The organism is Legionella rowbothamii, assembly GCF_900639985.1.
In the GTDB taxonomy this organism is placed as follows: Bacteria; Pseudomonadota; Gammaproteobacteria; order Legionellales; family Legionellaceae; genus Legionella; species Legionella rowbothamii.
Genome location: NZ_CAAAIM010000005.1, coordinates 163,761 through 181,379, shown reverse-complemented (window position 1 = coordinate 181,379; position 17,619 = coordinate 163,761). Strand labels below are relative to the sequence as shown.

Here is a 17,619-nt window from a genome sequence, read left to right as displayed (position 1 = left end):
CCTATGGATTATTCAATTGTTTATCTTTGTATTGCTATTATTCTTTGTTTTTTAATGACTTGGGGTGTAGGGGCCAATGACTTGGCCAATGTTATGAGTACCACGATGGGTTCAAAAGCAATAACCGCAAGGCAGGCTATGCTCATTGCGATTATTTTTGAATTTGCCGGGGCCTTTATCGGGGGAACTGGAGTCACAGAAACCATGCGGGATGGGATCATAAACACCAGCCAATTATCTGAACAACCATTAGTGCTAATTGAGGGAATGCTCGGAGTTTTATTAGCCTGCACTATTTGGATGAACCTAGCCAGTTATATTGGGGTTCCCGTATCCATTACCAATGCGTTAGTTGGTTCGATGGTAGGTTTTGGTGCGGTAGTTCTTGGCACAGATGCCGTTCATTGGGACCAGGTAAGCCGTATCGCAATCAGCTGGATTACGTCACCGCTGATTTCAGGAATCACTGCATATATATTATTTATAAGTATCCAGCAGACAATTTTTGTTAAAAGTAACCCCTTAGCCAAAGCAAAAATATATATACCCATTTATTTATTTTTAATTGGTTCTATTTTGTCATTTATTACAGTATTTAAGGGATTACATCATTTTGGTATTCATTTCAATTTTAAACAAAATTTAGCCGTAACTCTGGCCACCAGTATTGTTATTACCTTGATTGGAATGGTCTTTATTCGGCGCATTCCGGAACATCCAAGAATCAGACGCAGAGAACGCTTTATCCAAGTAGAAAAATACTTTGCGGTGCTCATGGCCCTTACTGCTTGTGCTATGGTTTTTGCTCATGGCTCAAATGACGTTGCATTGGCTGTTGGACCACTAACAATTATTCATAGCTTAGTGATGCATTCTCACCAAACTTTTGATGCCAATAATTACCCAGCTTGGATTATTTTATTGGGCTGTTTTGGGGTAGTAACTGGCTTACTGATGTATGGAAGAAAAGTAATCGAAACGGTAGGTAGCTCGATTACTGCCCTCACCCCCAGCCGTGCCTTTGCTGCAACCTTAGCGGCAGCAACAACCGTTGTGGTGTCAACAAGCATCGGAATTCCAGTTTCAGCGACTCAAACCTTAGTAGGTGCAGTATTGGGCGTGGGCTTAGCGCGAGGTATTGGTGCATTAAACCTGATTGTGATTCGCAATATTTTCATGTCTTGGATACTGACATTACCGGCAGCATCGCTGTTAACCATCGTGTCATATAAAATATTACATTGGTTTTTAGGATAATCTAAAACAATTATCTCTGTGGGCTGCGCTAAGCTCACAGAGATCAACTTCTAACTCAAATAGAATCTTTTGTTTGAATAGGTTGCGTTCCAGAAATCTGAAAAATCCCCTGAGAACCATAGCGCGTGACTAAAGAATTGGCTAAATTTACCCTTTCCTCTTCGTTATCTTTATCAATGATATTTTCATAAATGGCTTGGTTATTAAAAACATAATTGAGAATTCTTTCATGAAATTCTTGGTTTATATACTTTAAAATCAAACCGAAAGAATCGATATCAACTAAAATATTTGCCAATAGAGTGTCACAGGAAGAAATCACTCTCATCGCTTGACCGCGCTGGTCTGCAGAGAAAAAAGATAAAAATAGTTTTAAATCATCTGTATCCTTAATTACATTGATTAAGACTCCTGGTCGCAGCCATATCTGGACTAAGTCATCCGTAGGGGGCTTGCCATTACACGCTAATTCGATACTTGAAAGCGTCCATTCCTGTGCATTAAAAAATTTCATATTTTCCACTATAAACATTTAAAATGTTCCATATTGTAATAAATTGGTCAAAATTTAACAATACCTTATCATTTAAAGTCCTGGCCCACCTTGCTGGTTTTGGTTGCTCCCCTCTATAGTGGGCTGCCCCAGTAAAGCATTTAGAATAGCCGGATACTGCAACATGAAAGTCCCTATGCTAGCTAATCCAATCAGCGTAAGAAGAGTTACATTCGAATAAAGCGTTGTTTTTGGCGGCGATGGTTTGAAAAAGCCTTGACTCACTAAATGAGAAGGCCGATGACTTTCTTGTTGAAGTGGTTCCACGTTAGGCTGTACCGATTGAGATTGGTAAGACTCCTCTGCTGATGCTTCTGAAATGAGCGCTATTAACTGCTGTTGATTTGCTTCCGACAAGCGAGAGATTAACTCTGGTGCAGCATGTTGGTGCCGTTCTATTGCCTCCAAATCAATTTCGGAGCAGTAAGTTAAATAAAAGTCGAGTAAATTATAATCACTCTCATTTAATTCTACATGCTCATGACTAATTAAATAGTCGACCAATTTGATACATTGCTCCTCATTTTCTAACTTAATTAGTCCCTGACGTATATTTTTTAGTAAATCAGGAACATAACGCTCATTATGATGTATTAAATGTTCAAATAAAAATAACCGATCCTCTGAAGTTAACCCATCCTGTGAGACATTAGCCTCCAGAAGTTGCTCATAGATATCAGCTAGAGCAGCACATGTGTCAGGATAATCTAACTCCTCCGTATCAAGATAACTAAACTCTTTAGCTAAATAAACAAATGCATTAAATCCTTGTGGATGAGCTTCATCAAATTGAGTAGAACATTTATCGATATTAACTCGTTTTTGTTGGAGTAATAAACGAACTACTTTGGGATTATGTCGATCAATTGCCAAATGCAAAGGGGTCATTCCACATTCTTTTTCCGCAGTATTTAATAAGACATCTTCATTATTAATTAAGTGTTCGCTGACCTCATCAAGGCCTTTAAGAATAGCAAAATGAAGTGGAGTGAAGCCTTTGAATGCCTGCTCTTTGGATACGGTATTCAATTGAATATCTTCTGTTGATAATAATTTATTTGCAACTTTAATGCACTTATTCAAAAGCGCCAAATGTAAATAGGTCATGCCGTCCAAAACTTTGTTTACTCCCGTCATTGCCTTGTGGTTTAAAATTTCCAAAGCAATATCTTCACGTCCATGGAGAATGGCATACCGCAATGCATCCTTATGTTTTATATCAATCAGTCGAGGATCCGCACCATATTTATGAAGAAGTAATCTTACTTCAGCTAAATTTCCACGAATAGTAGCCTCCATCAACGCCGTTCTGCCATTAGATGCTTGCCTATTTACCACAGCTCGAACAGCATTTTCTGAATCCATAGTTTTAAACCTAGCCTCAGGATCATGTTCTATCGTGATATTTATCAGCGTATTGAGAAGTGTTTCTAAATCCATTTCGCTATTATTGGAGCTAAAACACTCTAAAGAAAGTGGCATCCTATCTACATAGGTATTACTATGACCGGTACTAAGCCCACCACAAAATAAATCATAAAAAGTATCATCGGCTTTTAATCTCATTGAGCCAAATTGCTGATTAGGATTAAAATAAAGAATTTCATTTTCAGAAAGGGGCTGAACCATTGAGACATGCTGGTCAGCAGCTAAATAAAGTAGTTGTGGCTGAGTTTTGTATACTTCTTTAAAAATAAAGCCAAGCGTGTGCTGATTGTGCACCCAGGATAAAGATAGATTACTATGAGGACTGTCGCCATTCAGCATGTCATTAAGGACAGGGAAGGGATTTAATTGCTGTTCCTGTAGTGCGCCAACTTTTTTTATAAAAAAGTCCAAATCACTTCGTAAGGATTCATCAATAGCTGATTCACCATCCCAATATGCAATGCGTGACAGAAACTGTTCAAAAAATTGCAATTGATAAGGAGTGTGTGAGCCTCCTTTATTGGTTTCGCTAGCAATATAAGCTAAAACAATACCGGCACATTGTCCCCTGGAATCTATGAGATCTTCTTCGTCCGTACCAATTGATTGCTGATATTTTCTTATATTACTAATGATTCTTCCTTGAGAAATACCAATAAAATCTATTAACTTAAATAAATCAAGAAAGGCCATTTCTGCTATTGACTCATAATTTTCCTGGCCAAGCTCTTCCATGCACTCCGCTATATTAATATTTTTCTTTATGAGAGGTTCAGAAGAATTTAATTGAGCTGCCTCACTTTGAACTATGAGTTTTTTGATTTCCTCAGCAAAATCAATATGACTAAAAATACCGTGCTCTTTAAAATGATGACTGATTCCAGAATGCACTAAATATTTCTCAACATTACCAATAACTTCTCGAATACGTTTTTCTTGCATAATAGAATCCCAACCGTTCAAAAGTAATTTGGTAGCATCTTGGTTATTATTTTTTCTATACGCTATTTTTTAAATCTACCACAACAAAATTAAGTTAATCTTAACTGCTCTTGCAATTTATAAATAAGTACGTAATTCAAAAAAGGGGTTGGTGCATTTTTTCTGGAAATGACTCAACCTATCCTAATAAGGAGGGTGAGGTTTAGCTATAATTGGGAACTAACGCTGATAATTAACCTCTAAGAAAGGTATCAATTCAGGAGATCTGTTTTGAACTTTGAGGGGCTATTGCAAAATAAAACAATAGCTCAGATAAAGTATATTCTCCTGAGCTATTACGAAATAAGTCAAATAAGGTAGAAAGGATAGAAAAACGCTTAGAAACCCTCCCAAATCTCTCCTTTTTGCTCTTGATGATCTTTGTTATCACGAATATTATCTAAACGTTTGTGCTTAGTAATTTCTTTGATTTGTGATTCTGACTTACTATGAGTTGCATCAAATTCAAATAAAAATTTATCATAAGGGCTTACATAAGCTTTATCTATATCATTGCTATTCATAATCAATCCCAAAATTCGCACATTCTTAAAACAGCTATTTTATAACTTTTTCATCTAAGTTACCATTGGCAACATTTAAAAGAAAATACCAAGGCAATCATGAGTTTAAAGAAAGCAGAATTGCATGTCCACTTAGAAGGCACAATTACTCCGGAGCTGGCCGCCACATTAGCCAGTCGAAATAAATTAACCTTACCCTCTGGACTTGTGGCCCACGATGGAAAAAGCTATTTGTCTAAAGACTTTCTAGATTTTCTTAAAGTTTACGACACACTTGCAGCGGTAATCAAAGATCCACGCGATTATTATGATATTACTTTTGACTACTTAAGGTCTCGAGCACAAGAAAATGCCATTTATGTCGAGATGTCCTATTCTCCTGATCATGCCGAACTTTCTAGTGGTATCCCTTCAGCAGAACACCTAGTTGCAATTCAACAAGCAGTTGATGATGCTAAAGAACAATTTAACATTGTAGGACGTATTATCCTCATTGCAGTTCGTCATTTTGGTGTTGAAGCCGCTGAGCGTTTGGCACGACAAGCACATAAAGACATTTTCCCATGTGTTACCGGCTTTGGCTTAGGTGGTGATGAAGCAAACTTCCCTCCAAAACAATTTACCAAAGCTTATCAAATTGCTGCAGATGCCGGTTTAGGATGCACCGTTCATGCGGGTGAGTTTGCCCCTGCAAGTGGTATGGTTGAAGCGATGGAGAATCTACCTATCACACGTATTGGACATGGGGTTAATTCAATTTACTCTCCAGAAACAATGGCAATGGTTAAAGAGCGGGGCATTACCTTAGAAGTTTGCCCAACCAGCAATATCTTTTTAGGTTTGTTTAACGACATGAGAAGTCACCCCTTCCCTAAATTTTATGAAGCAGGCATGAAGGTCTCTATCAGTTCAGATGATCCTCCATTTATGAGTACAACTCTTGGGCTGGAATATCAACGAGTCCAGGAATCTTACAATTACACTGATGAGACAATGAATGCGATTACACGTATGGCGATTGAAGCAGCATTTGTTGATCAGCAAACTAAAGAAGAATTATTAGCTCGGATTTAGAAAAGCCGGTCATTCTAAGTACGTCATCCTCAGAGGGATGACGTACTGCATTAATCATTGTTATGCATCTGATCCATCAATTGTTCAATATAACGCCTACACGTTAAGGGATTATTTAAATAGTTAATGACACGGCGTGTTCCTCCCGTACCAGTAATAGATACCATACCATAACGTAAAATACTGCCCATGATTGATTGGCGTATGTCGATTGCTTCAATCTTGTTTAAGGGGATATCAATCGTTCGTCTGACTACAATTCCAGTACGTAAAATTACTTGGTTAGTCTTTATAGTCAAAGAGGAAAAATAGTATGTAACCCACGTCATAAACATCCATGCTAAAGAAAAGAATGCCAAGCCATAACCAACTTCACGAAAGTGAGGGACATAAGATGCAAGACCTAAAGCACCGCCCAAAGCGAGACTAGGCCAAAAAAATATAATCCAATGCATTCGGGTAAAATAGACAACGTTACTGTCTGTTGTTTTATCAATCATTATTCACCTATGTTTTAAATATCCCTGTTGCTTCTCACATCTAAAATGTAGGCTGGGCTGTAAAGCCCAGCATTGGGACTAGCAACCAATATCTGCTCAGCTTTACAGCCCTGCTTACGCGCTACGTTTAATGTTCTCTTAAATACTAAAGAATACTAAAGCTGTATTTTTAACGACCATCCATATAAAAATATAATATGGTATTTCGCATTAATTTGCTATTCTATAGTTGACTCAGTTTAAATAAAGATAAAACCATGCGCTCTATTAATCGTTGCCTGAATAAACAACTCGTTGACCTTTGCCAACGTTCATTGCAGCTAGAAGAACTATCCAGTAAGTTACGCCAATTTCTTCCAGATGAATTAGCCAAAGAATGTCAGGTGGGGAGTTTTAACAAAGGTTGTTTATTAATTACCACAGCCAATGCCGCCTGGTCATCGCAATTACGCTATTTAATTCCAGAGCTACGTGATAATTTGCGTAAAGCCGGCCTCTATCAATTGCTCTCAATTAAAGTCTCTGTGGTTGTCCCTGCCGTGCAGCATGAAAAACCCGCTGAACAGCAAAAACAACAATTATCAGCAAAAGCCAAAGAAGTGATTATCAGCGAAAGTCAGCTCTGCAGTTATGAACCCTTACAAAAAGCATTACTGCATTTAGCAGAGGATGTTTAAAACGCATCAGCAAAGCGTCGAGCAACCCATTCTTCACCTAAATAGCCAAAGCAGTCTTGCAAATAATCACGCAACTCCTCTTCTTCCATGAAATGTTCAAAACCAATCGGTTCAACATCATGATGTATATAGGTGCCAAAATAGTGCTGAGAAAAATGCATATAGTCCTTAGTATGCAAAATGAAGGCATGCCATAATTGGTCGAGAATGAGCAAGGGGCCAAAGAGATACGTTTTTTTACCCTGTTTTGCTCGTTGTTGATTTAACCATAACCATCCCAAAAGATCAGCAAACAAAAGCTCTCCCTCTTGCTTACTAAACTCCGGATGGTGATGGCAAAAATAACTGACTACCGCAGGATTACGGTAGCTCAGTACGTGCATAAGTTCCATACTCATTAAGCGCAGCAAGTCTTTTGTGCACTTGGCTTTTGAGTTACGTAACGAAGGATACGACAGATCATTTCTTCTTTAGTCATTAGATTCTCCAAGTCAGCGAATTGACTGAACAGTTTACCTAATGTATAGAAATCTTTCAATTGCTTTTCTACAATTATCCCGCCATACCTTTGTATTGAATGCCTACAGAAAGCACCATATTTTTATTATTGAGTCCCGCACTGGCTGGAATATAAGTTTCTTCAGAAGTTACATTATCCCTTATGTTCGTGTCTGCAATCTTATTAGGTACGTAACTAAAACTGCCTTCGGTAAAGAGTTTAATTTGTGGTCTTATATAATAACCTGCATTAACCGTAACATTATAAAACTCAAAATTATGCCCGCCATCATGGAATGTAAGATCACGCATATAATGCTGATCTACGTCTTTTGCAGTGACCCAGCTACTGTATTTAAACAGAGCATTAAGCTCATAGGCGTTAATACGATAATTACCTAATATTCCAATATATGGGGTACTAAAGGTTTGCTTATAACCAATCCCCTTTTCTCCCTCGGGGAAGCAACCCACATCCATACCGTCGTTATAAATATAACATCCGCCTTTGGCTAAGAAACTGAATAAAGTTCGCTGATACCCCACCATGGCTGCCAATTGCACTGATGATAGTTTAAAAAAGCGTGCTCTGAGGTTGAAATCAAATTCATTAGCTTGGCGTAAATCAGTGTCTTTGCTGTGTGACCAGTCGCTCCAATGTCTTTGGAATGGGTTTAACCAATCATAATCATCCATTACTGCATCGCCATCGGCTAAAGTTATCCATCCTTGGGCATTAAAATCAAGCCAGGGCAGTAATTTATAATTTCCTTCGCCCTTAATCACAGCAGCGCCATTAATTTTCCAATTTAATTGGCTTACTTTTTCAGCTCCGCCATCATTGTACACAAACTCTTGTGATTTTCCGGCTAAATAGCCAATTGACGCATTCAGTGTGAAGCGATCAGTTAGTGAAGTGCTTGCAGCGTAAGTAGTTGACGTTGCTATTGCTAGAGTAGATAAGGTTAACTGTAACCATTTTTTTTTCATTATTATAGGTTCCTTACTTCTTATTTTTCCGGAGCCCCTTTTACCCTATTTGGTAATTCTTTTGAAGAAAAAAATGTTTTATTTCTTCTTAATTACTACATTAGAGACATATTTATGCGAATACAGCCATTAAATTAAGGAATATTTCGCAATAAATTAGGTTGGACTCATGGACCAACCTGCACGCGGCCTAAACTCTCAAGATAATGTTTTTAAGCCATTAAGCCACCATCAACCCCAATGAATTGACCTGTAATATAAGGTGCTTTATCTGAGGCTAAAAAGACAATTGTCTTAGCGACCTCATCAGGTTGCCCTAAACGTTTTAAAGGAACCTGATTAATAAATACGTGTTTTACTTCGTCTGTCGCAGTAAAGCGGTCAAACATTGCAGTATCGATTGGCCCAGGGGAAACGGCATTCACTCGTACGTTAGCGCTAGCTGCTTCAAGGGCAGCCACTTTAGTAAGGCCTTCAACAGCATGTTTACTCGCACAGTAAATAGAGGAACCTGGAAAGCCTTTTTTACCGGCCACAGAAGAAATATTAATTATAGAACCTGCGCGTTGAAGGAGCATCGCTTGCAACTCATATTTGAGACAGAAAAGAACACCAACAACATTCGTATCAAACACCGAGTGATAACTCTCAACGGTGCTTTCAACTATTGACGATTGTTCTCCTTCTGTCCCCGCATTATTCACCGCAACATCCAAACGACCAAAACGTTTAATGGTTTGCTCTACTAAAGCCTTAACGTCCCCCTCATTGCGAACATCAGCACGTACAAACTCAGCTTCAGCACCTAATGCCCTCAATTCTTTTGCCAAAGAGTCACCCTCTTCTTGTCGACGCCCAGAAATAATAAGATTTGCTCCCTCATGAGCAAAAGCAAAGGCCGTTGCCCTGCCGATACCTGCAAGAGCCCCAGTAATAAGAACGACTTGTTTGTCCATTTTCAACTCCTTGATAATCACGCGGCTGCGTGTTCTGCTCCTTTCGTATAGTAAATTGTAGGCTAGACCTTTAGCTCAAACAACTCTGGAACTATAATTAAGTATTAAGAGTTTTTTTATAGGCTGATTTGTTTTGATTCCCAATATTACCATGACATCGTATCTTCAATTGCCTGATAATTTTTATGAAAAAATTGCTCCCACCCCTATTACAAACCCTTCTCTGGTGCAATTCAATCACGAATTAGCGGCCGTTCTTTCTGGGCACCAAGTCGCGCCCTATAATGAAGAAGAAACCTTAGCAATTTGTGCAGGCAATTGGACTCCTCCACAATTGCAAAGCATTGCCCTGGCGTACTCTGGTCACCAATTTGGTCATTTCGTGCCAGTTCTTGGAGATGGACGAGCTCTAATGCTGGGAGAGATTGTTACAAAGGATGGAACACGCTGGGATATGCAATTAAAAGGCTCCGGAAGAACCCGGTTTTCTCGCAATGGTGATGGTCGAGCACCACTCTCAGCGGTATTAAGAGAATATATCATTAGCGAAGCAATGCATGGTTTAAATATTCCCACTACCCGTTGCCTTGCCGCAATTGCCTCTGATGAGAAGATCTATCGACAAACAGGATTAGTCCCGGCAGGAGTGCTTACTCGTATTGCGGCCAGCAGTTTACGCGTGGGGTCTTTTGAATACGCAGCCACCCAAGAAAATAGGCATCTTTTAAAATGTCTGGCAAACTATGCACTAAAACGGACTTTTCCAGAGTTATTGATGCAAGATGTTCCTTATCTGGGGTTATTTAAAGCCATTGTGGAACGTCAAGCAAGCCTCATAGCCGAATGGATGGGCGTTGGTTTTATCCATGGAGTTATGAATACGGATAATATGGCTATTTCTGGAGAAACATTGGATTATGGGCCTTGTGCGTTTATGGATGAATTTGATTTTGGGCGGGTTTATAGCTCTATTGATGCAATGGGCCGCTATGCATTTGGCCAGCAACCAACTATAGCTCACTGGAATTTAACCACTCTTCGTTTAACGATACAGCCTTTGTTTAATGAACAAGAGCAGCACCTCTTAGATGATGTTCTCAACTCATTTCCTGCTCGTTTCCATCATTATTGGAGTGCTAAAGTACAATCTAAGCTGGGTTTACAAGAGCTTAATGAGCAAACAGTGAAGCTCATTGAGCTATTTTTTGCTTTGTTACAAAAACACAAGCCTGATTTTACTAATACCTTCCGCATGCTCAGCCAGGCGATTGATTCTCCAGAACAGCAAAAAAGCTTGAGCCAAGCCTTAGGAGGGCAAGCTCAAAGTGAACAATGGGTTAATGATTGGTCCAATTATGTGAGACAGCAAGCGATAGACATTAAGATTATAAAAAATCAAATGAATCAAGTTAATCCTGCGTACATCCCTAGGAATCATTTAGTGGAAAATGCCATTAATCATTTTATTAAAAACAATGACCGTAGCTTAATGGATACGCTGTTGTTGGTCTTAAAGAATCCTTATCAATTACAAGCCCATATGGAACAATTGCAATCATTACCACAGCCTGGAGAGCAAGTGGTACAAACGTTTTGTGGGACGTAGTGGCGAAACAACCTCGGGTTCAAAGCCCAGAACCCTGGGTTGCTTCGCTGAGTTTGCAATGACGGTGTTGGAATTTAGATTAAAAACCGATATTCATCTCATACGAATTAGCGTCATTGTGAGCAGCATAGGGCTTATTAAAGAGTTTTTACATAAAGCACTTCTTTTAATAAAGCGCCGCCCTCATAAAACTCCTCAAATTTAGTTGACTCTGAGAGCTTAAAACCTAGTGCTTCGTAAAAATTTCGTGCTTGGCCATTTTCTTCTAAAACCCACAATCCAACTTTTTTATAACCCAATTCAACTAATTCCGACATTGCAGCCAAACATAATTGGGTGCCTAAGCCCATACGCCAATAATCGGGATGCAAATAAATAGCACTTATTTCTCCGAACGCACTCTGTGCGCTGTTTCCACGAAAAGCACAAATACTTGCAAAACCAATAACTTGCTGTTCCTGTTCACAAATTAATACCCGGACATTCTGATCGATTAGCTCAGACCATTGTTGAGTACGCTCACTTAAAGACAAGTTTTTTAAAACTTCTTCAGGAATGAACTCTTTATACATCTTTTGCCATGAGCAAATATGTACTTGAGAAATTGCTTCCGCATCCTCGACTTTCGCTATACGGATGGCAGTTATATTTTTATTCATAATTAATGTCTTTAGAAATTCTTATTCTAATTATCTCTAATTTTTATAAGGTAGGAAATGGGTGTTTTTTATTTCCCCGTATTTCTTCGCTCGAATACGGGGAAAACTTGTATTATTCTTCGATCACACTGAGACACTGCTCACCTTTAGTAACCAAGGTAACAGTCGTATCTTTAGTTAAGACTCGGGAACCACAAGTAATATTCGCACCAACAATAGAGTTTTTTCTATACCCAAAAACATAGGTTCGATTTTTGGAACCTTTGCCTGTGTATGATTTACCAATCGCGCCTGAACGCTGCCCATCCACAGAATAACCAATACCTGCAGCAGTATATTCTTTAGTCTTTACGGTTATACGGATACTTTCTTCAGCAAAAACTTGCAAAGAAAACAAAGTAAACATGATTCCACTAAATATTTGTATTGGCTTCCTTATCATAATACCTCCTTCTGTTTTTTGTTCCGAAAAAACACACTTATCCTATTATATAGAACAAGTTATTCGATTTTGCCCAAAAAGATATTTTTTAAATATACTAGCGTTTCTGTCTTCCAGATCCATCATACATGAAACAAATATCGAGGGTAAGGCTTATTTAAATAAATTAGGTGCAGGCAAAATCGATTTAATCACTCCTATAAATTGCATCACGTAAAGAACAATAATTGCAATCATCGCGCAATTAAACAACAAATTGATAATAGGAGCTAAAGGAACATATTCGTTCACCAAGAAAAATAACACTAACATTATAATAGCCATTAATAACTGGTTAAAGTTCATAACTACCAATCCTTAGTAAATTAGTTGTTATTGTTAGTATAGATGCCCTGGCAATGAACGTAACGAATTGTGATTAACATGATTTTTTTCATTTCAGTCCTTTTAATCGGTAAGCTGGGGCAAATATATAGCACTAACTTAAAAATCAGTACTATGTGGCGTGTAGAGCGAATTACCGCGGCCAAACCGCGGTAATTCCTAGTATTTCACAAGAAAAACGTAAGTACCATTAGTTGCTTACAACCAGATTATATAATTACCAAATAACACAGCGGGTTGCATTCACCATAGGACTATTATTAGGAATATTAAACGCTTCTTGGAATTGTGGGATATTCGCTAAACTTCCATTAACCCGGTATTTTGCTGGAGGATGAGGATCAGTTGTCACCTGATTTTGCAGTTGTTGAGGTCGCATATTCATTGCCCACACATGAGCGGTTCCCAAAAAGAATTGTTGATCAGGAGTCATGCCCTCTATTGTTTTTGCCTTTTTGTAGGCATCAGAATGATGAAATGCTCTGTATGCTAAAGTGATCCCACCTAAATCAGCAGCCGCCTCACCCACAACTAATTTTCCTTGTACATGCAAATCGCCATTCACTACATATTGTGAATATTGATCAATAATACATTGGGTGGCCGCTTTGAACTTAGCTAAATCATTAGGAGTCCACCAATTTTTTAGATTCCCCTGGCCATCAAATTGAGCTCCCTGATCATCAAAGCCATGGGTCATTTCATGCCCCATAACAAAGCCAATGGCCCCATAATTCACTGCTGCCGGTGCATTAGAATCAAAAAATGGCGGTTGCAAAATTCCTGCAGGAATATTTAAGTTATTCATTGATGGATCGTAATAGGCATTAATTGTTTGCGGTGTCATTCCCCATTCACTGCGATCAATGGGCTTGCCAATTTTATTAAGATCACGTTTTACTAAAAATTGATTGGCACGAAGCACATTCAGTACATAAGGGCCACGATCCACCTTCAATGATGAATAATCCCACCATTTTAAAGGATAACCTATCCGCTCTTCCATTAAATCTAATTTTTTTAATGCTGCTTGGCGAGTAGCCGGTGTCATCCAAGCAAGATTCTTAATATCCTCGCGCAAAACATAGCGAATATTTTTCAGAATATCTAAGGCTTGTTTTTTCGCCTCTGGAGAGAAATAACGTTCCACATACATCTTACCAATAGCAAATCCTAAGGCGGCATTTTCAGTACCTACTACGCGTTTCCAGCGAGGCAGTATTTTTTCGGTTCCAGTTAAGGCCGTTGCCATCTTAAAGTTTTCATCAACAAAGGGCTTAGATAAATAAGGCGCATAATTATCAATTAAGTGCCAACGTAAATAGGTTTGCCAATCCTGAAGAGATACTCTTTTGAGTTGCTCATTGAGTGATGCAAAAAAGTTTGGCATGGCCATATTGATGCTTTTAAGATTATCTTGCCCCATGGCTGCGAAATAAGCAGGCCAAGAAAAATTAGGTGTCATTTTCTCTAATTGCGCCATATCCATAATATGATAAACCGCATGTGGATCACGTTGCTCAACTTGAGACATAGAGGCTTGAGCAAGTTGTGTTTCTAACTCCATGACACGGTGCGCCTCAGCAGCAGCTTTCTCAGGGTTATCACCTAATAACTCAAACATTTTAGCAATATGCGCCACGTAAGCATCGCGAATCTGTTTAAATTTGGGTGTATCTTTTAAGTAATAATCCCGATCAGGGAGTCCTAGGCCACTTTGCACAACCGCAGCAATCATTTCGCTACTGTTTTTATAATCCTGCATACTGCCAAAACCAAAAAATGCATCGACTCCGATTTGATGCAAATGAGCGATTTCATTTTGTAGATCCGCTAAATTTTTGATATTTTGAATGCGATCAAATTCGGGTTGTAAAGGCGTTATACCTAACTTGTCAATATTCGCCTCATCCATGCCGCTGAAATAAAAATCCCCTACCTTTTGCTCAATACTACCTGGTTTTGCCTTAGTATTCTCCGCGGCTTTAATCAGCATTTGATGCACTACATCCTGTACTTTATCATGTACTACATTAAAACTGCCCCAACTCGGATATTCAGGAGGAATAGGATTACTTTTTTGCCAGTTCTTATTTGCATAGGAATAAAAATCTTCAGCCGGTGAGACACTAGTATCTAACCAATCCATATGTAGCGCATCACCTGTTTGTGTTTTTGCGGTATCGATATTTGCGGAAAAAGCAGATGAGGTACATAACACGGCCAGTGTTAATACTTTAATTTTGAATGTCATTCTACGGCTCCTTTTGCGTCAACTTAAAATTATAGTCCAGTGGAGACGAAGCGCTGAGAAAAAAGCTTATTTTTACCTATTTGACGTACTGCGGCACGTTGAAAAATAAGCGACTTGCTCACGAGGCTAACCCGAATCTAGTACAAATTCGGCTACAACTGCATCCAACTATAATAACTGTAAGTTAATTATTTCATTGAAAATAATTAACTTACTATCTCTATACTTTAGTATCAAGCAAAATTCATAACATTAAATTGGTTAACTTGATCTGAATGTACGTTCTTGCTCAATCGGGTCGTCATTATCCGGTGACTTCAAATAATTAATTAAGCCTTCTTGAGCAGCAATCAGTTTTGTAACAAAGTCTATTTGGTTGGCAGTAATAAGCTTCGTTACTATCTCGCTTTCTAATACACCTACAGAAGCTTGCTGTTGATCAAAAAATTTTGCCAAATTACGTATAGAACCACTTCGCGGAGAACTGGGTGAACGTGTTCTGCCTTTGCTAACATCCGGTGAGGCTGAGCGTGGGCTATTTTGACGTTGTACAGCCTTGGCTTTTTTAGCATCCATAAATTGTTGGTGGTATGTTTCTATTTGCTTTTGCAGGCGGTCGATTTTATCAAGAGATAGTGATCCACGACTTAGTATCAATTTTTTTACCACAATACTCTGCATGTCCATTAACTTTTCTAATACTTTTAATTGTTCTGGGGCATTTTTCGTCACGTTTTTAAATAAATTTATAGGAACCATTTTCGGTGATGAGGCTTGAGAAGAGGATGCTTCTGGTTCAGGCTGAGGACTTAATTTCTCTAATTTCTCTCGAGTGTATTTTATTTGCTGTTCTAATCGAGGCAGGAAACTTTCTGTGTTGAAATGATGATTCTCTCCAGATGCAAATGGAAATATTTGTAAGGTAACAATACCCATATTTCCTAGCAAATTGATTTCTTGTAACAAAGGATTATGATTTTTTCTTTGTAATAGAAACTCTTGCCCTTCATCACTAAGAAAGTTATTAGACAAATCAAGGAATGTTAACATTCTAAATGACAGAGACACCAGCGAAATCAGATCGGAATCCGTGACATTACAATTAACCAGATCAAGTTTTTCTAAATTACTAACACTTCTACTCAAATTTAGCAGCACTACCGCAGCATCGAGATGAGGATTATTATTTAAACACAACGATTTTAATTTTTGTGCTTTTAGACCTGGCTGTTGTAACAGATTATTATTTAAATCAAGATCCGTAATGTATTTTAATTGACCGAGTCGTTCCTCATGGAGATCGGTAAGCTGGCAATTGCTTAGAGTTAGTTTGAATATAGAGGATTGCTCGTTAAGGGCCCTTACTAAATCACCTACATCATCCTCAGATAGTTTTATGTTACTAAAATCCAGCGCTATTACCTTTTTTCCAATTTTTATGCTTAAAAAATCACGGTAATCGTCCCATGTAGTTAAGACAAGCGTTATATTTTCAGGTAATTCGGCTTTTTGTGCTTGCGCTGCTACATAAGCACTCATTGCGATAGTTGGCATTAGATCCCTCCAAGGATTCATGGTCAAAATAAGCATAAATAAGCCATATTTTATACTTTGCCTCATAAATATACAAGCGTAGGATTTTAGGAAGTGATTGAATTTTAACCAGTATGTCGATTGTTTTGCGGCCAGCTTTTCCTAAGAAGCAGATTTCAAACAAGATTGGGAGGAACAAACAAATTAGCAGGGAGTCCTGATTGCAAGCAACCAGGCTACACTAATTAATAGAGGAGGGCTTAAGCTTCTACAGGGCAAAATTCATTATGAATTACAGGTAGATAATCGTCGGCATCAAAAGTGGTATACTCCCACGCATCTTGTCTGACCATTAACTCACGTAATAATCTGTTATTCAGTTCATGCCCTGATTTATGCCCTTCAAAGGCACCAATTAAACTGGAACCTAATAAATAAAGATCACCAATGGCATCCAAAACCTTATGAGTTACAAATTCGGATTCAAAACGGAGTCCATCGTCATTCAGGACTCGGTAATCATCTACTACAATCGCATTATCCAGACTTCCACCTTTAGCTAAATCGCACTCACGTAGCTTCTCATAATCGGAAAGAAAGCCGAAAGTACGCGCACGGCATACTTCTCTAACATAAGAAGTTGTAGAGAAATCAAAGCTTACTTTTTGTGGCTTGTCATTGAATGCCGGATGATCAAAATCAATAGTAAAAGAAATTTTATACCCATTATATGGGTAAAATTGCACATACTTGCCATTATCTTCTACACGAATGGGCTTAGTAATGCGAATGTATTTCTTTGGCGCGTTTTGCTCGCGAATACCCGCCGATTGGATCAAAAATACAAAAGGTGCTGCACTGCCATCCATGATTGGAAGCTCAGGAGCATTAACATCAATGTATGCATTATCAATACCCAAACCAGCTAAAGCAGAAAGCAAGTGCTCTACAGTAGCAATCTTAACCTGCCCATGATGCAGTGTAGTACATAACATTGTATCACCTACATGTTCATAGGATGCAGGGATTTCAACCACAGGCGAAAGATCAACGCGTCGAAAAACAATGCCAGTATTAACAGGAGCAGGTCTCAGGGTTAAAAGCACTTTCTCACCCGAATGCAATCCCACGCCAGTAGCCTGGATTACCTTTTTAGGAGTTCTTTGTTTTATCATTCAGTGCTCACCTTGTTCCTATTCCTCATAATATTATTATTTTACGCGCAAAAAACTTCGAGATTTTACCAATAAATTATAAGTTCGTCTATTTTTTTATAATGTAATAAAATAAAACAAAACCCGGG

Annotated in this window: 17 protein-coding genes; 4 read left to right on the top strand and 13 right to left on the bottom strand. The window is 38.5% G+C overall.

Features of this window, described 5'->3' with window-relative positions; genetic code table 11:
* The first annotated feature begins 3 nt into the window (after nucleotides 1-3).
* The gene (locus E1P08_RS10330) at nucleotides 4-1,257 is read left to right on the top strand and encodes an inorganic phosphate transporter (protein WP_133136941.1); all 1,254 of its coding nucleotides are present in this window, start codon (nucleotides 4-6) and stop codon (nucleotides 1,255-1,257) included.
* Between the two features lie 55 nt (nucleotides 1,258-1,312).
* Here the strand turns inward: E1P08_RS10330 and E1P08_RS10325 are convergent, their stop codons facing one another.
* The 3 genes from E1P08_RS10325 to E1P08_RS10315 form a co-directional block, all read right to left on the bottom strand.
* Nucleotides 1,313-1,789, bottom strand: coding sequence for a hypothetical protein (locus tag E1P08_RS10325; protein WP_133136940.1), 477 nt, complete (start codon nucleotides 1,787-1,789; stop codon nucleotides 1,313-1,315).
* A gap of 54 nt (nucleotides 1,790-1,843) precedes the next feature.
* The gene (locus tag E1P08_RS10320; protein WP_133136939.1) at nucleotides 1,844-4,180 is read right to left on the bottom strand and encodes an ankyrin repeat domain-containing protein; all 2,337 of its coding nucleotides are present in this window, start codon (nucleotides 4,178-4,180) and stop codon (nucleotides 1,844-1,846) included.
* A 377-nt stretch (nucleotides 4,181-4,557) separates the two neighbouring features.
* Nucleotides 4,558-4,743: a CBU_0585 family protein gene (locus tag E1P08_RS10315; RefSeq protein ID WP_133136938.1), complete on the bottom strand. Its 186-nt coding sequence runs from the start codon at nucleotides 4,741-4,743 to the stop codon at nucleotides 4,558-4,560.
* A 99-nt stretch (nucleotides 4,744-4,842) separates the two neighbouring features.
* Between E1P08_RS10315 and E1P08_RS10310 the strand changes: the two genes are divergently transcribed.
* Nucleotides 4,843-5,817: an adenosine deaminase gene (locus tag E1P08_RS10310; RefSeq protein WP_133136937.1), complete on the top strand. Its 975-nt coding sequence runs from the start codon at nucleotides 4,843-4,845 to the stop codon at nucleotides 5,815-5,817.
* Nucleotides 5,818-5,867: 50 nt separating this feature from the next.
* On the opposite strand, the gene E1P08_RS10305 is transcribed toward E1P08_RS10310, so the two are convergent.
* Nucleotides 5,868-6,317, bottom strand: coding sequence for a PH domain-containing protein (locus tag E1P08_RS10305; protein WP_133136936.1), 450 nt, complete (start codon nucleotides 6,315-6,317; stop codon nucleotides 5,868-5,870).
* 257 nt (nucleotides 6,318-6,574) lie between these two features.
* Here E1P08_RS10305 and E1P08_RS10300 point away from each other — a divergent pair, with 257 nt between their 5' ends.
* On the top strand, nucleotides 6,575-6,994 hold the full coding sequence (locus tag E1P08_RS10300) for a DciA family protein (protein WP_133136935.1): 420 nt from the start codon (nucleotides 6,575-6,577) through the stop codon (nucleotides 6,992-6,994).
* On the opposite strand, the gene E1P08_RS10295 is transcribed toward E1P08_RS10300, so the two are convergent.
* From E1P08_RS10295 to E1P08_RS10285, 3 genes are all read right to left on the bottom strand, one after another.
* The gene (locus tag E1P08_RS10295) at nucleotides 6,991-7,377 is read right to left on the bottom strand and encodes a glycine-rich domain-containing protein (RefSeq protein ID WP_423202220.1); all 387 of its coding nucleotides are present in this window, start codon (nucleotides 7,375-7,377) and stop codon (nucleotides 6,991-6,993) included. The genes E1P08_RS10300 and E1P08_RS10295 overlap by 4 nt on opposite strands.
* A 169-nt stretch (nucleotides 7,378-7,546) precedes the next feature.
* On the bottom strand, nucleotides 7,547-8,482 hold the full coding sequence (locus E1P08_RS10290) for an omptin family outer membrane protease (protein WP_133136933.1): 936 nt from the start codon (nucleotides 8,480-8,482) through the stop codon (nucleotides 7,547-7,549).
* A gap of 212 nt (nucleotides 8,483-8,694) precedes the next feature.
* Entirely contained in the window at nucleotides 8,695-9,438 is a 744-nt protein-coding gene (locus tag E1P08_RS10285; protein ID WP_133136932.1) for an SDR family NAD(P)-dependent oxidoreductase, read from the bottom strand.
* A gap of 151 nt (nucleotides 9,439-9,589) precedes the next feature.
* Here E1P08_RS10285 and E1P08_RS10280 point away from each other — a divergent pair, with 151 nt between their 5' ends.
* Nucleotides 9,590-11,044: a protein adenylyltransferase SelO gene (locus E1P08_RS10280; protein WP_133136931.1), complete on the top strand. Its 1,455-nt coding sequence runs from the start codon at nucleotides 9,590-9,592 to the stop codon at nucleotides 11,042-11,044.
* Between the two features lie 137 nt (nucleotides 11,045-11,181).
* Here E1P08_RS10280 and E1P08_RS10275 read toward each other — a convergent pair whose 3' ends face one another.
* The 6 genes from E1P08_RS10275 to lpxC all read right to left on the bottom strand — a co-directional run bounded on the left by E1P08_RS10275 (nucleotide 11,182) and on the right by lpxC (nucleotide 17,491).
* Nucleotides 11,182-11,703, bottom strand: coding sequence for a GNAT family N-acetyltransferase (locus E1P08_RS10275; protein ID WP_133136930.1), 522 nt, complete (start codon nucleotides 11,701-11,703; stop codon nucleotides 11,182-11,184).
* 112 nt (nucleotides 11,704-11,815) lie between these two features.
* Nucleotides 11,816-12,145 (bottom strand): hypothetical protein, encoded by a 330-nt coding sequence (locus E1P08_RS10270; protein WP_133136929.1) that lies wholly within the window; start codon nucleotides 12,143-12,145, stop codon nucleotides 11,816-11,818.
* A gap of 153 nt (nucleotides 12,146-12,298) precedes the next feature.
* On the bottom strand, nucleotides 12,299-12,490 hold the full coding sequence (locus E1P08_RS10265) for a hypothetical protein (protein WP_133136928.1): 192 nt from the start codon (nucleotides 12,488-12,490) through the stop codon (nucleotides 12,299-12,301).
* 256 nt (nucleotides 12,491-12,746) lie between these two features.
* Nucleotides 12,747-14,783 carry a M13 family metallopeptidase gene (locus E1P08_RS10260; RefSeq protein WP_133136927.1) on the bottom strand — a complete coding sequence of 679 codons (2,037 nt, stop codon included), beginning with the start codon at nucleotides 14,781-14,783 and terminating at the stop codon, nucleotides 12,747-12,749.
* A gap of 261 nt (nucleotides 14,784-15,044) precedes the next feature.
* Entirely contained in the window at nucleotides 15,045-16,337 is a 1,293-nt protein-coding gene (locus E1P08_RS10255) for a leucine-rich repeat domain-containing protein (RefSeq protein WP_133136926.1), read from the bottom strand.
* 239 nt (nucleotides 16,338-16,576) lie between these two features.
* The gene (gene lpxC, locus E1P08_RS10250) at nucleotides 16,577-17,491 is read right to left on the bottom strand and encodes a UDP-3-O-acyl-N-acetylglucosamine deacetylase (RefSeq protein ID WP_133136925.1); all 915 of its coding nucleotides are present in this window, start codon (nucleotides 17,489-17,491) and stop codon (nucleotides 16,577-16,579) included.
* Nucleotides 17,492-17,619: the final 128 nt, after the last annotated feature.